The 18007-nt window shown below is 33.3% G+C and carries 18 protein-coding genes; 7 read left to right on the forward strand and 11 right to left on the reverse strand.

Translation table 11 applies throughout. The annotated features are described in order from the left end of the window. Positions 1-26: 26 nt before the first annotated feature. The 8 genes from HMPREF2979_RS00300 to HMPREF2979_RS00335 all read right to left on the reverse strand — a co-directional run bounded on the left by HMPREF2979_RS00300 (position 27) and on the right by HMPREF2979_RS00335 (position 9375). The gene (locus tag HMPREF2979_RS00300; RefSeq protein WP_070654549.1) at positions 27-1139 is read right to left on the reverse strand and encodes a hypothetical protein; all 1113 of its coding nucleotides are present in this window, start codon (positions 1137-1139) and stop codon (positions 27-29) included. A 62-nt stretch (positions 1140-1201) separates the two neighbouring features. Continuing rightward, a complete protein-coding gene (locus HMPREF2979_RS00305) occupies positions 1202-2692 on the reverse strand; it encodes a DNA methyltransferase (RefSeq protein WP_070654551.1) in 1491 nt (496 codons plus the stop codon). After that, entirely contained in the window at positions 2692-3831 is a 1140-nt protein-coding gene (locus tag HMPREF2979_RS00310; RefSeq protein WP_148132213.1) for a DNA methyltransferase, read from the reverse strand. The genes HMPREF2979_RS00305 and HMPREF2979_RS00310 overlap by 1 nt, the downstream gene beginning before the upstream one ends. 327 nt (positions 3832-4158) lie before the next feature. Continuing rightward, positions 4159-4458 carry a DUF5960 family protein gene (locus HMPREF2979_RS00315; protein WP_070654555.1) on the reverse strand — a complete coding sequence of 100 codons (300 nt, stop codon included), beginning with the start codon at positions 4456-4458 and terminating at the stop codon, positions 4159-4161. A gap of 201 nt (positions 4459-4659) precedes the next feature. Next, positions 4660-5334 (reverse strand): XRE family transcriptional regulator, encoded by a 675-nt coding sequence (locus HMPREF2979_RS00320; RefSeq protein ID WP_070654557.1) that lies wholly within the window; start codon positions 5332-5334, stop codon positions 4660-4662. A gap of 1 nt (position 5335) precedes the next feature. Further along, positions 5336-6202: an ImmA/IrrE family metallo-endopeptidase gene (locus HMPREF2979_RS00325; RefSeq protein ID WP_070654558.1), complete on the reverse strand. Its 867-nt coding sequence runs from the start codon at positions 6200-6202 to the stop codon at positions 5336-5338. A 79-nt stretch (positions 6203-6281) separates the two neighbouring features. After that, the gene (locus HMPREF2979_RS00330) at positions 6282-8777 is read right to left on the reverse strand and encodes an nSTAND3 domain-containing NTPase (RefSeq protein WP_186821178.1); all 2496 of its coding nucleotides are present in this window, start codon (positions 8775-8777) and stop codon (positions 6282-6284) included. A 256-nt stretch (positions 8778-9033) separates the two neighbouring features. Beyond that, on the reverse strand, positions 9034-9375 hold the full coding sequence (locus HMPREF2979_RS00335; RefSeq protein ID WP_070654562.1) for a helix-turn-helix domain-containing protein: 342 nt from the start codon (positions 9373-9375) through the stop codon (positions 9034-9036). Positions 9376-10023: 648 nt separating this feature from the next. Here HMPREF2979_RS00335 and HMPREF2979_RS09945 point away from each other — a divergent pair. Genes HMPREF2979_RS09945 through HMPREF2979_RS00350 form a run of 4 tightly spaced genes read left to right on the forward strand, consistent with a single transcriptional unit; the run spans position 10024 to position 12726 of the window. Further along, on the forward strand, positions 10024-10206 hold the full coding sequence (locus tag HMPREF2979_RS09945; protein WP_083312358.1) for a hypothetical protein: 183 nt from the start codon (positions 10024-10026) through the stop codon (positions 10204-10206). Between the two features lie 38 nt (positions 10207-10244). After that, positions 10245-10541 (forward strand): cytoplasmic protein, encoded by a 297-nt coding sequence (locus tag HMPREF2979_RS00340; RefSeq protein ID WP_070654564.1) that lies wholly within the window; start codon positions 10245-10247, stop codon positions 10539-10541. Positions 10542-10562: 21 nt separating this feature from the next. Further along, entirely contained in the window at positions 10563-11024 is a 462-nt protein-coding gene (locus HMPREF2979_RS00345; RefSeq protein WP_070654566.1) for a conjugal transfer protein, read from the forward strand. Between the two features lie 13 nt (positions 11025-11037). Next, on the forward strand, positions 11038-12726 hold the full coding sequence (locus HMPREF2979_RS00350; RefSeq protein WP_070654568.1) for an FtsK/SpoIIIE domain-containing protein: 1689 nt from the start codon (positions 11038-11040) through the stop codon (positions 12724-12726). A gap of 230 nt (positions 12727-12956) precedes the next feature. Here the strand turns inward: HMPREF2979_RS00350 and HMPREF2979_RS10375 are convergent, their stop codons facing one another. The 3 genes from HMPREF2979_RS10375 to HMPREF2979_RS00365 are packed head-to-tail and all read right to left on the reverse strand — an operon-like array spanning position 12957 to position 15014. Next, positions 12957-13535: a hypothetical protein gene (locus HMPREF2979_RS10375; RefSeq protein ID WP_070654570.1), complete on the reverse strand. Its 579-nt coding sequence runs from the start codon at positions 13533-13535 to the stop codon at positions 12957-12959. Next, entirely contained in the window at positions 13535-14716 is a 1182-nt protein-coding gene (locus HMPREF2979_RS00360) for an AbiTii domain-containing protein (protein WP_070654572.1), read from the reverse strand. The genes HMPREF2979_RS10375 and HMPREF2979_RS00360 overlap by 1 nt, the downstream gene beginning before the upstream one ends. Before the next feature lies 1 nt (position 14717). Beyond that, a complete protein-coding gene (locus HMPREF2979_RS00365; RefSeq protein ID WP_070654574.1) occupies positions 14718-15014 on the reverse strand; it encodes a helix-turn-helix domain-containing protein in 297 nt (98 codons plus the stop codon). A 656-nt stretch (positions 15015-15670) separates the two neighbouring features. On the opposite strand from HMPREF2979_RS00365, the gene HMPREF2979_RS00370 reads away from it, so the two are divergent. Genes HMPREF2979_RS00370 through HMPREF2979_RS00380 form a run of 3 tightly spaced genes read left to right on the forward strand, consistent with a single transcriptional unit; the run spans position 15671 to position 17989 of the window. Then, the gene (locus HMPREF2979_RS00370) at positions 15671-16663 is read left to right on the forward strand and encodes a replication initiation protein (RefSeq protein ID WP_070654576.1); all 993 of its coding nucleotides are present in this window, start codon (positions 15671-15673) and stop codon (positions 16661-16663) included. After that, entirely contained in the window at positions 16660-16863 is a 204-nt protein-coding gene (locus HMPREF2979_RS00375; RefSeq protein ID WP_070654579.1) for a DUF3173 family protein, read from the forward strand. The genes HMPREF2979_RS00370 and HMPREF2979_RS00375 overlap by 4 nt, the downstream gene beginning before the upstream one ends. Further along, positions 16850-17989, forward strand: a complete 1140-nt coding sequence (locus tag HMPREF2979_RS00380; RefSeq protein WP_070654581.1) for a tyrosine-type recombinase/integrase — start codon at positions 16850-16852, stop codon at positions 17987-17989. Before HMPREF2979_RS00375 ends, HMPREF2979_RS00380 begins: the two co-directional genes overlap by 14 nt. Positions 17990-18007: the final 18 nt, after the last annotated feature.

Genomic DNA, 18007 nt, shown 5'->3' on the forward strand with positions numbered 1-18007 from the left:
TATATAACGGACAGGCCTTTTTCTTGTCATGCACGGTTATTCGACAAATTCTTTTCGTTGTTTTTTACAATTGTATCATAAGTGGACTTTTCGATAAATCCGTATCGTTTCCCTCTATTGCCAATATAATCAGTAGCATAACTACTCAACGCAATATATTCCGGCGTCCCCTCTTTTACAAATATTACTTCATAATTATTACCACCAGTATTTTTTATAACTGCTAGGTCATTTTCTTTTGCAACATTTGTTCCATAGACTTTAGTGGTCGTCAAAAATCTGAAGTCTAAATTATTTTCAGCCTCAAATGTCACTCTCCCCTTTAGTCCTGTTTTATTCAATTGAGGATAAGATAACTCCAGTTCAGCAGAGTAAGTTTTTTTAATACCTCTACTATTTCTAATTAACAATGGCGGGAAATAACCCATAACATTCTTACTTAGCCAAATATATTGTGTCCCATTCTTTCTCTGAACAATTCTCGATGTATCATTATGAGATAATGTAGTAATTAGATATTCTGTTTCAGGTATATCCAATTCTGAAGTTTTTGATTTTACATAATTCTCCTCGTCATACAGTAGGTTATTGTACGGTTGGGTTTCATCGTAACTACGAAAAACGTCAAAGATTTGCCATCCTTGTTTTTCGATATTTTCTATAAGATCTGTCCACGAAAAATCCATGTCACTTAAAGTGGTAGAATCCGCAAGAAAGGACGACTCTACATTTAAAGCCATACCAGGTCCAGTAAAGTTTCCAGATGATATAACTAAACTTTGATGATCCGAATCTTCAGAAAAACAACCATACATTTTCGAATGAAGCAATCTTTTTCGATTAACAAGCTTTACTTTAACACCTCTATTGACAAGTTCTTTAACCACCTGAGTACTACTAAGTCTTTGAGAACCTGAGGCTCCAAGAATAGCAATAACTTGCCCTCCATTTTTTATATGATTTTCAAAAAAATCAAAAAAGCGGATACCACCATTATAATTAGCAAAACCTGAAATTACTACCAATGTAGATTTGGAATCAACATTCTGGTCAAGCCACATTTTATCAAGTAAGTCTGGTAAATTTCCGAGTGTTTCATCAGTTGAATAGACATCTGGGTGAATTGTAAAAAAGTTCATTTCGTACCCCCAATATCCATAGAATATCACAATAAAAGAATAATCACAAGGTGACTATTCTTTTATATTTTCTTTAAAACTACTAAACCTTCAGCATTTACAGCATTCTTAGAATTTATACCATATCTTTTGTAAGTCTGGAGTTCTTCAACTCCAATAAATTGCCAACCAACTGACTCAGCAACTTCACCTAACAGACCTGGAGTATCTATTACAAACTCGATTCCACCCAATGTAGTTTTGTTTTTCCCAACCACTAACAAATAATATCCACCATCTTTTATATTTGTTTTTAGGTTTTGGAACATTTTTTTCATCTCTTTAAAATATTGATACATCAATGGTGGGGTTGCTTTCCTTCTAAAACCATCATTTTTCAGATCTAATGAACTTTCAAGATTAGAAATCAAACTAATTGTCTTCTTAGGTAAATTAGCCTGATTTTCAATCATTTCAGCCCGTAATTTATCTAATTTTAATTTGGTTGCCTCCCGTGAACCAGTCAGACTTGCATCCAACTCTTTTATTTCAGAAGGTTTTCCACGTTTAGTCCATACAATACTAAGCCTCTGAGTATCAATATATGGCAACGCCGTAGCATAAGGGGGACTTGTTATTGCGATATCAAACTTTTGTTGCGACTTATACTCAATATTACTGAAATAAATTTGACTATTCTTTTTAAATTTCCCTTTATAAACGTTCTTAAATCGTTTCAATCTCTCTATATATTTATTAACATCTTCGGAAATTCTATCAAAAATATCAATTTGATCAGGAATTTCTTTTCTCCTTCTAATTCTTAAATCACCCGGTTCTTGATAAGAGTATTCTCTTAGAATATTACTAATAACCACCATTAGAATATCTCTGAATTCTTCCTCTTTTTCAATTTGCAACTTCAATGTTTCTATTTTTTTTAAGGTATCTATCGGAAACCATTTTTGCAAATAAACTTCCCTTTCAGACACTCCTAATTCAATTTGTTTCCACTCTTTATTTGCCTTAGCAATACAGGTATCCCAAACATCATTAAATTTATCTAAATCACAAACCATTGAATCTTGTTTGGCTTTTGAAATAAGTACAGCCATTGGATTTACATCTGTTCCAAATGCATCTATCCCTAGTAGCGAAGCTTCAAGTAAAGTAGTTCCACTTCCCGCATATGGATCATAAATCTTAACATCTTCTGTTTCAAAATTCAAAAATTGGTTTATTAATGAATGTACTGTTTGAGGGTTAAATTTCCCTTTATACTCATGTATTCCATGCGATGAATATCGTGTGCTATATCTTTTATTATTATATGTAGAGAGCTCCCATGAAATAATATCTGGAATCAATCTTTCTCCATTTGGTAAAACAACCTCTTTAAAATATGTCAGTTTCTGTAACATTTTTTTCGGAATACAATATTCGGAATCAACTTCAAAATAATTATTTTGAACACTGATTATTTCCTCTTTATTCCCAAATAAAATTTTAAGCTCTGATTTTGCAAATTTTTTTTCATATTCAAAAAGTCTAGGACGTAATCTAAACTTATACATTATTTTCCCTTCTTAAATACAACTATTTTTTCTGTATTTATTTTTGAATTTTTTGGATTGAAGGATTTTTTCCCTATTAGTATTTCTCTTTCGACTGTTGTAATAAATTTTAATCCTATTCTTTTTCCAATCAATTCTATATCGTATCCGTTATCGTACTCAACTCCTCTTATAATTGATCGACCGACAACTACTGCAATATAGCCTCCATCAACAAGAACATCAAGTGACATTTGAAGAATTTTTTCCATCTGCTGATGAAATACTTCAATTGATTCAGGTGTTTTTCTAAAATATCTAGTTCTTGTACCAATTTCTTCTTTTTTAACTTCTTTAGGATCAAAACCTAAGAACTCCATCCGAAATTTATGATACAACCAATATTCATAAGCGTTAGGATATGGTGGAGAGGTAATAACGGCTCCAACTTTATTGGTATATTTCTTGTAATCAAAATTAATAGATGATTCTAAAAATAGATCTGTTTCTATTGATTTTTTTATATTTTCTTCGTAAACAGCTTTATATATTTTTTCGCAAGCTTGTGAAAAAAACTTCAAAACATCTTTTTCATAATATCCATTTTCCTTAGCCGCATACCTAGTATCACTTTCTTGATAGGATACTTTTACAACAATGCTGGATAAAGCTAGTAATAATCCATTTAATTCTTCTTCACAAAATAGTTTAGATTGTATAACATGTATCAGTGCAGAAAGTGTCTTATGAACTTCATTAGAAAACCAATGCTCGGCATTTGATATTTTTATTAAAGCTATTCTTTCTTTTTCTATTTTATATTCAACCTCTGATATGACCTCCTCAACAGAGTCAAGAAATGTTATCGGTATACTATTCAATTTCACTGATGATATTAAATAAGAAATCGGATTTAAATCTATACCAACAGTCTTCAGTCCTCTTCTCTTCGCTTCCAACAAAGTTGTACCACTCCCCATAAAGGGGTCCATTACAAACAATTCTTTGTCTATTCCAAATATATCCAATAGTTGTCCCGGAATTTGTTCAATAAATTTTGCCGGATATGGATGAAGTTGATTAATTTTAGAAGGAACTGAGTTTATAAAAGACCAGTCTGCTGTTTCAATATTATATTTTACAATTGATTCGCCATTCACTTTAGTTTTTCCTTTCTGATAAATTATATCATTTAATCAAAAAAATTCCCAGTGATAAAAACATCATTTTTTCTAAAATCTCCTCAACAATACTTAGATTTTAACAAAAAGATCTTTACAGTCTTTATTGATAAGACTAGACGTAAACTTTCCTCTTCTCGATATACTTTGCGAATTCAAATTACTGCGTAGATTGATACATCATGATAATTTGATTCCAATGAATCTTCCGAAATCAAGAATGCAAAGTCATTCGGATAAATTTTCATATACTTGATAAACAAATCAAGGTAAAACCATTACATTATCTTGGGCTTCCCAAATTACTTAAGCAGTTTTAATATGGCTAAACACCTGCAAATACTGATACTTCCTAACCATCTTACTTTCATCACTCATTTCAATCTTGAAGTAAAAATAGTGATCTCGGCCGTCTTTGCTGTTTTCTTTATTGAGTTTGAAATAGTTCTTTTGGCTCATGGCCATTTCTCTGAGTATATCATCAGTGAGGAATGTCAATGGTACATCCATAGCTGAATACTTGTAGAAGTCTTCTTCAAACTTGATATAGGAGTCCGAGAAATAGTCAAACTGTAATTTATCTTTATAAATCTCTCTCCTACTCATCGTTCAATTCCTCCGTTAAACTGATTCCCAAAGTATCATCTACTTGAAGCAGCTGATACTTATCAGCAATTTTTATTGTGATTTCTGTTACTTGTCCTGTGTATCACTTTCTTCTCTTGTCAGATTTGACTTCAATTATTCCCCATTTTAGATTTTTTTCTAATTTTGCTCTATATGTCATTCCCATGATATTCTCCTAACTTACACCTCTAATGGCATAAAGTTTCCTACAATTTTACCAACGATACGAGGGTTTTCATCATAAGGAATATGGATGTCCTTATAATCCTTGTTAATAGAAACTAGGCGTAACCCTTCTTCATCTCGGTAGACTTTCTTGATAAAGGTTTGAGAGTTCCACACCACCGCATAGACTTCCCCATCATAATCGAACCCTGTCTCACGAATAAGAGCAACAGATCCATTATGATAGGTAGGCTCCATGGAATCACCTGAAATCCAGGAAGCAAAATCATGAGCCAGTTCCTTATCAAAGTAAACCGTATCAAAGCTCTTATCATCATAGACAGTGGTACCAATACCAGCTGACAGGCTTTCGTAGACACGATAAGGGAAGGTAGGCATAGCAATAATATTAGATTGTTTATCTACTAAGTCTTTAACATAGTTCATAGCCTTGGTCTGATTGGTAGGATACAGTTGCTTATAAAGCATAGCAATTTCTTCCTCATAGAAGAACTCTTCTGTCACACCTAAAATCTCAGAAATCTTTTTCAAGTTGGCTTTGTTGGGGACTGCTCTACCATTTTCCCAAGAGAAATAAGAAGAGCGGTTAATATCAAGAAGCCGTGCAATCTCGCTTTGTTTCATCCCCAGCTCTTCACGTTTTTGTTTTAATTTTGTACCATTGAACATCTCATGCCCTTTCTAACAATAACTGTGTTTTGGCGTTACTAACAGCTTGTCTCTCTGTTAACCTATCCTTTTTCCAGGCAAAGTAAATGACTTTACCATAATCAAAAAGTTGACCACAAGAAATATCTGATTTTTCAGCTTCCAAAGTTTGTCTAAACTCTTTGTCCTTCAATTCATAGATTTGTCGGTCTGACAGATAACCGTCTATAGTCAGCAAGTGATAGGCCTTAGTCAGCATATCTATGATGACTTGCTGGTACTCTGCGATAATAGAGGACTTCAACAAGCCAAACATATCCACAATTCTATCTAATTGACCATTTTTATAGTCTTGAATTGCATGATTAACCTCATCTAATGAATGATTCGTTTCGTAACTGAATAAATCTCTAAAGCGATAGACCAAGGCTTCAGCAGAAACCTTCAAATCCTTCATTATTCGTGAGAAGCTATCATGCCTATAAAATATTTTTGACAGCAAAACAATGCTTGGCATAAGCACAAATGCTGAAAAGAGATTTGCTTCACTCTCAAAGATAGAGTCAGATTCATCCTTTAACTCCGTAAAGAAAGAGCCAGTATGCTTTAGGAGAAAATGCCCCAACTCATGGCACTTGGTAAAGTTCTGTTTTACTTGTGGATTTTCCTTTTCATAAGAAAATGAAACACCGCTCTTATCAATCAAGGTCAACCCTTCAATCTTGCGACTGGAAAAATGATGCTCCATTACCTTGATATTGTGACTCTCAACAATATGGTTGAAAAATCCTTCAAAGTCATACCCCAAAAGAGAAGAGTCATTCTCCTTGATATACTTGTAAATATAACGATTTGCAACTTCTTTAATTTGGCTGTATCGTGTATCCATAATACCTCCTCGAGGTTGTGTTGTTTTATAAACTAACGATCATTGTATAGAAAAAGTGGACGATTGTCCACTTAAAACATCAAAATCCTAACGGTTTTGACATGATTCCGCTAATTATTAATTGTTCGATTTCCTTTTCTATTCTTTGTTCTTCATGTTCTCTTATTTGTTCTTCTATGTAAAATTCGTCTTCAAAATCACGTAAATCTGCCTCATCAAAAGCTGTTTGATAAATATATTCTTCTAACTCTATTTCTATATATTGAATCGCAACCTCATAAATTTTATCTATATCAAGGCTTTCATATAGTACTGGTAGAAGAGTAAAATGATCTTTCAGTATCTGTTCATAATAGTAATCAAATATTTTATCTACTATTTCTCTTCTTTCACTTTCTGGATCGACAAAGTCTATTGGATCAAGAGAACTTTTTGAAAAAAATTCATCAAATATTTCATACCAATTTGCAAAAAAAGGATCATCAATTTTATCGATTATTTTTTGTTCTACTAATTTTGCAATTTCTTGCAACACATTAACACCAGTTTCTTTTTCTGCTAAATCTACAATATTGTTTTGACTCAACCCCTCATTCACACAATCCAACATTAGCTTATCTATTTTTTCGATTAACTCAATCAGTTTAGAAAATTCTAAATCCATTCCTACTACAATCAAATTCTGATTGTAGGACGAGTAAAGAAACTCCTTGATAAAGGTATCCTGTAAACACCTATTTTCGGATTCGCATATTTTCTCAATAACTTCAGGTAATTTTTTGAAGGTAAAGAACAATCCAGAATCACCATTTGATATTTCCGATAATCCCTGAAGACACTCTTTCACCATATTGATATCTTCAGTTGATATATCACTCTTCTTCAAAAAAGATAATAGTTTATTACCTAAGAATCTGTTTCGGTCTAAGTAACTCTTAAACTTATTATTATCAGAGATATACTTCTCAAAACCACTTTCTGATTTATTACTCAATAAATAAAATGGTAGTAAATATCGTGATCTATGCTCTAGGATATTCTTAAAACTACTATCTCTTAAAACCTTTACTCTCAGATAATCATATACTGATGGATTTCTAAATTCAATTTCTTTTTTTTCAGTATGTTCACTACTATTTATAATAAGATTTTTTTTCAACCAGAACCCAACTAGACCATCAAAAAATTCATCAAATAATATCATTTCATTATAAAATACACTACAATAGCTCTCTAAAAATTTGTATAAAATCGGACTTTGGTCATAAATTGATGCAGTTAGATATAATAACAATTTTTCATCTCTAGAAAGTTGACTGAATAATTCATCGTAGAGCCTATCTGGATTATTAAGAAATTCCATAGCTTTTTCAAAAAAATTACCTTGAAAAACTTTAGACTCTCTCACAAGTGCTTCAACTAACCTTGGAGTATAATTTTTATGACAAACTATAGACATATAATTGGTGTCATTCAATAACGCCTTAAAGTTATTGGCAATTATACTTTTTCCACCTTCTTTAGCTAACGTAAAATATTTATCAAAAGTCAATTTTAAAATTTTAGTCTTATCTATATCAGAAATCTTTGATATATCTATAGTGATTTTTTCTTCAATATCTTCGATAAATTGTGAAAATTCAATATTTTGTTTTTGTGCTTCTTCTAGAATAGGAGTTCTAGAATTAAATACTAAATATAGATTTCCAGAATTCCTTGAAAAACTGACAATTTTTTTAATATGCAATAAATTTGACTCAGTAGCGTTAAAGACGTTTCTACCAACGAAATCATCAAAAATAATTAGCATTCTTTCTGATAACTCGGCTTTTCTTTCAGAAAATTGTTTTACAACACTTGTAATATCATTAACACTTTTTATAAGAACGTTGGTCTTAATATCTTTGTGCATACTGAATAAAGCACCCAAGTACTGACTAGCAGTCGTTTTCCCAACACCTGGATCGCCAGTCAAAAAAACAACATGATTCTCCATTAGTATATTATAGGCAGAGTCCATTTCTGAAGTAACCGCTACAAATCTCGAATCAAATGTGTCAAAAAAATATGAGTTATCAAGCTCAATAACTTCTTTACCAAAATCTTTGATTATTTTCTCAAAGTCTTTTCCAATTAAATTATAGTTTTCAAAAATTTCTTTGTATTCTTCAATTTCAGAAAACCGTCTTAAACTTTCTCCGTCAATAATATGTTGATCTGTTTTTATCCATTCAGGTTTCAGCTCACGTATCTCTCTAGTAGTTTTCTGATTCAATCTAACAGACGTTACTACAACATAATCAAAGTCATTACTCCAACCATTATCCTGAGAGGTCTTTTTAAGTTTAGCGAGCTCGTCACGAATTGTATTTAAAAAAACTTTTGGAGTTGTACTTGGTTGATAACGTTTAGATTGAACAACTATTGAGGGTCTTTTTGTATCATCGATTCCATCTATACCTCCATCAGCACCTTCTCCAAAAGATAATATTCTTTTTTCAAAAATTTTTTCAACAATTCTATTAGCAAATTTTTCAAAGTCATCAGGTGACAAATATTCAGTTGGTACTCTCATATTCATTTTATATCTCTAAATACATCCATTCTGACGCCATAGAACTCAGCAAGTTTAGCAGTCGTACTCAGATACATATCCGTCTCCTCATTTTCCCAACAAGCTACTGTACGTTCTGATACACTGAATTATTTGGAAAGTTCACTTCTGGTTAGTCCTTTTTATTTTCTAAGTTCTTTTAAAAATTGCGTTCCTCTACTCCTTATTCACAGCTCTACTTATCTATTCGTAAAACTTTATAAAAAGTGAGAAAATTTTATTTTTCATCATCAAAAAGTCTCTTCCTCTCCTTCATAAACTGAAGCAACTCTTGTTTGAAGACTTCTTTTTCTTCATTATTCATACCATCTGATGTGGTTCTGAAGAGCAATTCTACTTCTGACAAATCAATATCATCAGTTTTATCATTTGAAACTAAAGTATCGACAGATACATTAAAAAGTTTGGCAATCTTCACGAGATTTTCTTGTGTTGGTTTTTTGACTCCTCGTTCCCATGAAGCATAAGCTGGTTGCGAAATACCCAACTTTTCAGCAACATCAACCTGAGTTAATTGTGCTTGTTTTCTTAGATTTTTTAAACGTTCCGAAAAATCCATCATGTTCCTCTTAAAAATTTTTAAAGAATTTTTTCAAAAACCTCTTGACAAATATAACCAACGGTTATATAATCTAGATATAGCTGATGGTTATACTGTTGTTAAAAATAATAATGCCTAACATCCAGCATCACGATCTTTGAAAATTAAATAAAAAGTGCGTCTGACAACCAGAGGACTGACTATCAAACTACACTAAACTTCGTACCTTTATTGTAAATGTTTTGATAAGTAAAGTCAAGTCCGTTTTATGGTTGAAGTGAAGATTAAAACAAGTATTTTGTGGGCTTCCACGCATTTCGGACTTTCGCACTTTTGCCGAATAGTAAAGTGAACTGGTTGCGCAAGATTGCGTAAGAGAATCCCTTGGGTATGACAATGACTCCCTAAAGAGATTGGCCGGGCAAGCGGTGGTAATTGACGCAAAGCACCTTGCTAAACGTTACCACCGTGGAAAGAGGGATCTTTCCAACCAAACAACTTTTCTTTACTGCTGTCTATCTTTTGAGATAGACTTACCCTCAAGCTACTAAGTTTTCCTTATGTCTTAGTAGCTTTTTTACGCTTACAATAAAGGAGAAATTATGACTAACTTTTTTCGCATTACAATGTAAACGCCTATATGATAACTATGAATTCACCTATGGCATGTTTAGCTATTCACCTAAACTACAAGCTAAACTCTATGCACAAGCTCTACTTGACCTAGATCATTTAGTCCAAGAAGCTCGTAGAAATAGCTACCCTAGTGGTGATATTCAATTCTATAGTCGACAGTTTAAACGTAAACTATTTACCCACTATTACTCAAGAGTGAAGCAATTAGCTTAACTCTTTTTATTTTGCTTAAATTTAGAAAGGAAAATTCTATGATTCCAGAAACACTTGTTATGAAACCAGACTTTATTGGCCCTGCTTACTACGAAAAATTAGGTAATGCCCCTCGCTTTATTTTTGGCAAAGAAGGCAAATACCAACGCCACATTCTTAATAGTGAAAAACATGGGGCCTTCCACGTTATCACCCCTGCTTCGACAACGGTCTTTCCAGAAGATGCTCTCGTAGAAACGGTCAACCCGATTTTTCTCTCAGATACAGCTCTAAACGGCAACTCAGTTGCTCCAGCCCTCAATGTCTTTGCGGAAAAATTAGTCCTAAAAAAATAAGAAAGTAAAGGAGAAATACATATGGCTAAAATTGGATTAAACTACGGAGAAAAACTACAAATTGCGGATAAGACCTATCGTGTCATTACGGATGGTCTAAACGTGCCTGAAGTCCTTGGAAAACTCTCTTTCCGTGGCATTGAAGGCCCTGATATCATCTATGAAGAAGATCGTACCCAACGAAACCCTGACGGCTCTTTTGTCCAAATCAATACAGGTGAAATCCGTGGGATTGTGGTGGCGATTCATTCTTCTGTCCAACACGAAACCCTCTTTTTCACCATTGCTGATATGGCACAGTCTGAAATCGAAGACTTAGGGATTAAATACCGTGAAGAAGTTGAGCTGGAAGATATCGTCATTACCCACACTCACGTTAACCGTAATGATATTTACAAGCTCTTTGCTTCTAAAATCAAGAAAAAGAATGGAGGGGCACCCCTTAAGGAAAACAAACCACTAGACAACAAGAAAGATAATTAGGAAGTGATGTACTATGAAGCTCTTTACCTATCGTGGGATAAGAGTTAGGGCCTTTTATCGTTATATTCGGGGAATTACCTGGTTTATCTGGTGGTTCCCTTCTTTGTTAGCGATTGGACATTATTGTTATGTCAATCTAGAAGAATTGAGGGACCATCCCTTGCCACAAGTTTACTTTATCGGGGGTGTCCTTGTTGCTTCTTGCTTAGTGGCTTACCTACTAAATCACATGTGCTACGAGAAAATCCTCTTCTTTCAAAAGCTCAATAGCCTACGAATTTTGTCTCGCTTCCTGATCGAAAACAACCTCTATTTGATTAAAAATATCAGACGTGAAAACAAAACGATTGAAAAGATTGTCCTTCCTCAGGTCTACTTGAAACAGTCTCGTTACAAGATTGAAGTCCGTTTCATCCTAGAAGGCAATAAATTTCAAGACCGTTTTCTCAATCTTGGTTCAACTCTCGAAGTCATGTTTAATGGGGATTTTCGTAATAAAACCTTTGATAAACGTTTTATCACCTATGATATTGCCATCAACCGCATTGATAGTCGTATCACCATTAATGACGTAGTGGTCAAGGGCTCTAAACTCCAACTTATGACAGACGTCACTTGGGATTATATTGAAGAGCCTCACTTGCTCATTGGTGGGGGAACTGGTGGCGGTAAAACCGTAGTCCTTATGACTATTATTTATGCACTCGCTAAGATTGGCTTTGTGGATATTTGTGACCCAAAGAACTCTGACCTGGCTGGACTCAAAAATATTCCCGTCTTTCATGGTCGTGTCTATACAAGCAAAGAAGACATCATCCAGTGTTTTAAAGAGAACGTTGCCTTCATGGAAAAACGCTACGAGCTTATGTCTACCTCACCCAAATTTCAAGCTGGGAAGAACTTTACACACTACGGTATGACACCCAAATTCATCCTCGTCGACGAGTGGGCAGCCCTTATGGCCAAGATTGACCGTGACTATAACCTCCAGTCAGAACTCATGGAATACCTCTCTCAGCTCGTCCTAGAGGGCCGTCAAGCCGGTGTTTTTATCATCTTTGCCATGCAACGGCCTGACGGTGAGTTCATCAAAACAGCTCTTCGAGATAACTTTATGAAGCGTCTCTCAGTTGGACACTTGGAATCAACGGGTTACGACATGATGTTTGGGGATGCCAATAAAACCAAAGAGTTTAAAAAACTCGATGAAATCAATGGCGTCAAAGTTAAAGGACGAGGTTATATTGCTAATAACGGAGACTTGGCTGGCGAATTCTTCTCACCTTACGTACCACTCGACCAAGGCTTCTCTTTCTATGATGCCTACGCAAAAATCCCTATTATGGAATATGATGGCGAAGAATTTGAAGTTTTTGGAGAAGTCCGACCTCAACCAGAAACGATTAAATCAATAGAGGATGAAGATACTCTAAACACTAATACTAACCTAAGACCACTCAAGGAATTTGCGGAGGAACAAGACCTCAAAATGGCGACGCTTCGAAAGATTATTTATCTCTTACAAGAACAAGGGATTGTTTTTGAACGGACGGAATCCGCCATTCTAGTCGATCCTTTTCAAGAAGAACTCCTTCTTGAAAGTCTTATCCACTTTGAGGAGGGAGGACGCAAATCTTATCCAAAAGCCGTTGAAGCGACGCTTAGTCATCATGGGCTAGGACAAGGGCAAGGGCAAGCCTGACCACAGGTCAGGCGCAGACCGTAGCCCGAAGTTCCTAGGCCATGATGAGACTTCAACCCCCGATTTCTAATTCCGAGAAACCATTTGAAATGAAAAAGAATGCTGATAAAACAACATTCTTTTTGTAATATATTTTATAAAATTTCAATCCTTTGATTGTTTGGCTACCAAAAAGCTACCAAAATAGACCAATCCCTTAAAGTATAGTATACACAACACCTGTCAACTAGTTATCCTAGTTTTCTCCAATCATTATCAATCGAAAATGATGAGAATTGCCATGGTTCTGAAACTTCAAAAATTTTATATTCTTTGTAATCATCTTTTGAATCCCAATAAGAAATTCTTACTTCATCAAATTCCAAATTATATAATTCACTTTGAGTTATAGTAAAGCAGAGTTCAAATCTCTTTATACTATTACTTTCAATTAAAAATGAATATGCACCATCTTCCCCATATGATTCCATTTTCTCACCCTTTGAAAAATGTGATATTTGATGTGTTTTACCTATGAAACTATTTTTATTATATAAAGCCAAATTCATATTTCTAATAATTTGACTTTTACCTTTTGTATTATGAATTTCAACCCATAAAGGAACATTGAATACTATTTCCTCTTGATTTCCATAAAACCCCCATGGTTCACCACTCACGCTGTCATAAACCGACATTATATATATATTAACATTCCCTTTATTTAATTGATATTCACTTATTTTGAAATGAACCAAACTTGTTATCGTAGCAGATAGTATAGAAATAAAAGCTCCTATAAATACTTGATTTTTAAACAAATAGTCCATTAAATCACCTTTGATTTTCCGTCATAATAAATTTTTTGCACAATGTTATTATTTACTGATTCTAGTTCTTCGCTAGTAATATCATTTACATCAATATCAAGTTTATCTAGATTACCAAAGTTCTTTTCTAAATCTAACAATAAATTTATCAAATTTAATTTTAAGTTGCTTACCACATGTTCCAGAGTAGATTTGTTTATAACTTGTTCTAACTGAACACACTGTATCCTAGAATTGCTAGCAGTTAAAACCATCGGTGCAAATTCAATTAGGTCATAAACACTTTCCATAGACATATTTCCTTCAATTGTTCCTATACCATCAGTAATATATCTTCTTCTTAAAATACTTTTTACCTCTTCTGTAAAAAATGTTTCTGAAAGTGGAGCAGAACTAATTTGAAAATTTCCATTAAGCCCTGAATATCTTATAGTATAAGATATATTTTTTCGATATTCTGGGATTATATCATCTTGAGTATACCCTCTTATCTCATTATCAATCCAGTTCTGTAATTGAAGATTATTTAATGAGAACGTGATTACTTTTAGCCTTAGCAGAGCATTCTCTAAACTAATATTATTTTCAACTAGATCTTTAATCAACTGACTTCTTGGCATTTTCCTCTCCTTCTGTAAACAATCATTTTTTGTTTGAAAGTCTATCTGATTTAAAAAAATATATACAATTATACAAAAGTAGAAACTATATAAAAAATTAATAAAATCTGGATACTCCCTTAGTTTTATTACAATAGGCAATAATGTTTGAAGTACTTTTTCATTATCAGAAATTATACTATCCAGGTTCGAAAAAAAAATCTCTCTAATCTTTTGAATAATGTCTATCGCACTCGCATTAGATAAAAATAATAGCACCAACAAAAATTGATTATTTTTTATAAAATCAACAAAAATAGAGTTATGAACTTTAAACTGAATAGCTTTAAATAATGTATAATCAAGATGATTGATAGATTCCGAATCTTTTTTTTGAATTTTATGTTTTTTAAAATATCTATAAAATAAGAAAAAAAATACTATAACTGACTGCCAAAAAATAACTTTTGGGTAGTTCCAATGCGTTATATAATAAATAACATAATCAATTATTATCTTTGCAAAAACGACAACAAGGAACCCATTTATTGGTCTGAGAATTCTGTTAGATATATCATGCATATCACTTATTCCTTAAATATTCCTTTATCAAGGTATAAATTTCTTTTTTCTCTTCTTCTGTCAGTTCATATTCCTTCAATAAACTAACAATTTCTTCTAGTCCATCATCACGTCCTTTTAAAATCTCAAAAGACGTACCAAAGATATCAGCTAATTTTTCTACTGTTTCATCCTTTGGATTTCTTCCCCCGTTTTCCCACCTAGCATATTGAGCTTGAGCTACCCCAAGTTTTTCAGCAACTTCTATTTGAGTAAGTCCTGCATCTAGTCGGGCTTTTTTTATATTGTCTTTTAACATTTTAAAATTCCTTTCACTTTTTTATTGACTTATAACCAAAATGGATGTATTATGTTTATATAACCAAAAAGGTTATATAAAAACAAAGCATACAAAATAGGCAATACTAGTTAGCTTATGAATATGCAAAAACACCCCAGAAAGCTCTGCAAAGCATTCTGAGGCTTTCGTTTAAAACCAACACAATTATACCAAAATGGTAATACAAAGTCCATAAGAAGCAAAATATGGCTAGATTGAGACTACTATGACAACTACACACTACACAATAAAAGATAATAACATTAGCAATACTCATTCATTCTATTCTCCTAGTTTAGGAACATCTATTCTAGTAAATGATGATGTATTTAATGACATTCGAAACGAAGAAATTGAGCTCCGAGCTCTTGAGTTGCTCTCGAGTTTTCTAGAAAAGTATTTTAGTTAGTTTATAAACCAGTAAATTGGGGATTGGGAGACAAGTGCAAGGGCGCAAGCCGAAGGCAAAGCGCCCGAGACACGAAGTTCTCCCAATCTCCCACTTAAAAGGTGGCGTTTCTAACAGCCAGCAAAAAGATACACTTAAGACAACGTCCTAAGTAACGAGTCATCGGCAAAACTCAATATCATCAACGAGTTTCGCATATTTCAGACATGGAAAGGAGGCGTTACAGTTGAAAAATACTATTCAATCTCTACGAAAATATCAAAGTAAAGTAGATTTATCAAAACTAGAAAAATCAGTTTATATCAGCATTGATAGATTAACAGTAATCTTTGATAGTGCCAATCAGTCACTTAGACGAATATTTCGTGAATTAAGAAAATCAATTGACAGTAATATTCAAGAATTTCACATACAAGAAAATCTAGGAGAAGGCTATTTTACTCTTTATAAAATGATTGATGAAGATAGTATCAATCTTATTTTCTTTCAACTAGCGACTTATGGTGGCTACGAGGTTATACGATTAGACTTCAACCCAAACTCTCTGAAAGAATTTGAGGCTCTACAAGTTTGGAGACAGATTATGAACTACGCTCGATTAAATCGCTTAGAAATTAGACTATCACGGTTAGATCTTGCGTTTGATATCTTTAACAGACCAGAAATCGTCTTTTTACAACATATCAAAGGTGGAGTTAGCCATAAAATATTCTATGGTAGAGGAGGAAACGTAGAAAGTAAATATTGGGGTGCTAGTGGTAGCAACGTTCAAGTACGTTTGTATGATAAGAATATCGAGGTATTAAGTCATAAAAGAGCTGATAAATTAAATATAAAGAGTAAACCTTTTTGGTGGCGGTTAGAATTCCAACTTCGGACAAAAGCTATAAACGAAGAAACCATTTCAGAGATTTCTAAACGATTGGAGAATTTCAGCTTTTTTAGTCTTTCAAGTGTTCCAGATGATAGCAAAGCATTTGCTTATATCTTTCTCCATGAGCCAGCACTCTTACCCGAACTATTCCCCTATCTGAAACCTAACACTATAAGAGTAAAAAAGACTAGACTTAGAAAACACCTAAAAGCATTTGATAGTAGCTCATTTTCTTTAGAGCTTCAAGATGCACTCAAAGAACAAACCCCACGATTAAATAATGAACTAAAGCAATTAATAGGAGAATTCCTAGAATTTACTAGTAAAGGAGAAATTGACTTATGAACGATAAATTAACTATAACAGTACAAGAAATTATGGACTTAGGTTTTTCAAAATGGACTGCTTATAATATTTTACGACAAGCAAAACATATTATGGTCGAGCGTGGTTTCGATTTCTATAACAATAAAGGACTTGGAACTGTTCCAGTATCAGTTGTAGCAGAAATACTTGGATTGGAGGAACTTCATGTCAAAAACTAGGTATACTGGTGTTACTAAAGATGATAAAACTGGGAAATATACCTATTATTTTAAAGCTGGGGTTGACCTAGCTACTGGTAAACCATATCAAGAGCGCAGACGTGGCTTTCAAACTGCAAAAGAAGCCTTTGAAGCACGAACTAGGGCTTTGAATAAGGTACAACAAAAAGGAAGCATTAAGCATACGCAATGGACTTTTAAACAATTTATGGAAGAAGTATTTATACCAAATTATTACGCCACTACGAGTCCGGATCTTGAACGAAGACGTCAAGTTATATTTGATGAATTTATTCAATACTTTGGCAAGAAAAAACCTAGAGAAATTACGACTTATGATGTAATAAATTATAGAAATAATTTATTGGAGAGATATTCAAATTCATATGCAAGAAACAAAATGACATTACTCAACCAAGTTTTAAAAACCGCAAAAAAATATGGTTTGATTTTTCATGAAATACCTACGAGTAATATTAGCCCTATCCCAATCACAAAAAAACATATAGATTTTTGGACAAAAGACGAATTTCAAAAAGTGATACACTCCCTTGATAAAGAGAGCTATTTTGAGCACTTTGTTTATACACTTTTTTGGCTTTATTATTTTACAGGAATGCGTGTAAATGAGGCGACTGCTCTTTATTGGGAAGATGTAGATTTTGAAAAGAAAACTCTAGCAATCAATCATAACTTACAGTACATCAACCGTAATAATTGGGTTCGGCGTAACAAACTAAAAACTGAAAGCTCCAGACGAACCATTGGCCTTGATGATAATACTCTAAACGTACTTAAAGAATGGAAAGAACGACAAGCAAAAGTTGACAAGATACCGTTCATTCTATCACTTGATGGAAACCCATATCGTAAACGTAGTATTAGAGACCAGATTCTAAAATATTCTAAACGTGCAGGAGTAAAATACATTCAACCAAAAGGTTTAAGACACTCCCATGCGTCATTACTTATTAATGAATATAATGTAAATGCTCTATATATTCAAAGACGATTAGGTCATTCTGATGTCAAAACTACACTTAGCATTTATAGTCATTTATACCCAAACGCTGATTCCGAATTAACAGATAAACTCAATCTCATATCAAGTGATTTTATCGACTAAATCTCTTTGGCTACCAAA

Source organism: Streptococcus sp. HMSC078H12, from assembly GCF_001814615.1.
Classification (GTDB): Bacteria; Bacillota; Bacilli; order Lactobacillales; family Streptococcaceae; genus Streptococcus; species Streptococcus salivarius_F.

Bases quoted from the DNA above. Each gene is read 5' to 3' on its own strand.
- HMPREF2979_RS00300 (WP_070654549.1), bottom strand. From the start codon at position 1,139: ATGAACTTTTTTACAATTCACCCAGATGTCTATTCAACTGATGAAACA.
- HMPREF2979_RS00305 (WP_070654551.1), bottom strand. From the start codon at position 2,692: ATGTATAAGTTTAGATTACGTCCTAGACTTTTTGAATATGAAAAAAAA.
- HMPREF2979_RS00315 (WP_070654555.1), bottom strand. From the start codon at position 4,458: ATGAGTAGGAGAGAGATTTATAAAGATAAATTACAGTTTGACTATTTC.
- HMPREF2979_RS00320 (WP_070654557.1), bottom strand. From the start codon at position 5,334: ATGTTCAATGGTACAAAATTAAAACAAAAACGTGAAGAGCTGGGGATG.
- HMPREF2979_RS00325 (WP_070654558.1), bottom strand. From the start codon at position 6,202: ATGGATACACGATACAGCCAAATTAAAGAAGTTGCAAATCGTTATATT.
- HMPREF2979_RS00330 (WP_186821178.1), bottom strand. From the start codon at position 8,777: ATGAGAGTACCAACTGAATATTTGTCACCTGATGACTTTGAAAAATTT.
- HMPREF2979_RS00335 (WP_070654562.1), bottom strand. From the start codon at position 9,375: ATGGATTTTTCGGAACGTTTAAAAAATCTAAGAAAACAAGCACAATTA.
- HMPREF2979_RS09945 (WP_083312358.1), top strand. From the start codon at position 10,024: ATGTTTAGCTATTCACCTAAACTACAAGCTAAACTCTATGCACAAGCT.
- HMPREF2979_RS00340 (WP_070654564.1), top strand. From the start codon at position 10,245: ATGATTCCAGAAACACTTGTTATGAAACCAGACTTTATTGGCCCTGCT.
- HMPREF2979_RS00345 (WP_070654566.1), top strand. From the start codon at position 10,563: ATGGCTAAAATTGGATTAAACTACGGAGAAAAACTACAAATTGCGGAT.
- HMPREF2979_RS00350 (WP_070654568.1), top strand. From the start codon at position 11,038: ATGAAGCTCTTTACCTATCGTGGGATAAGAGTTAGGGCCTTTTATCGT.
- HMPREF2979_RS10375 (WP_070654570.1), bottom strand. From the start codon at position 13,535: ATGGACTATTTGTTTAAAAATCAAGTATTTATAGGAGCTTTTATTTCT.
- HMPREF2979_RS00360 (WP_070654572.1), bottom strand. From the start codon at position 14,716: ATGCATGATATATCTAACAGAATTCTCAGACCAATAAATGGGTTCCTT.
- HMPREF2979_RS00365 (WP_070654574.1), bottom strand. From the start codon at position 15,014: ATGTTAAAAGACAATATAAAAAAAGCCCGACTAGATGCAGGACTTACT.
- HMPREF2979_RS00375 (WP_070654579.1), top strand. From the start codon at position 16,660: ATGAACGATAAATTAACTATAACAGTACAAGAAATTATGGACTTAGGT.
- HMPREF2979_RS00380 (WP_070654581.1), top strand. From the start codon at position 16,850: ATGTCAAAAACTAGGTATACTGGTGTTACTAAAGATGATAAAACTGGG.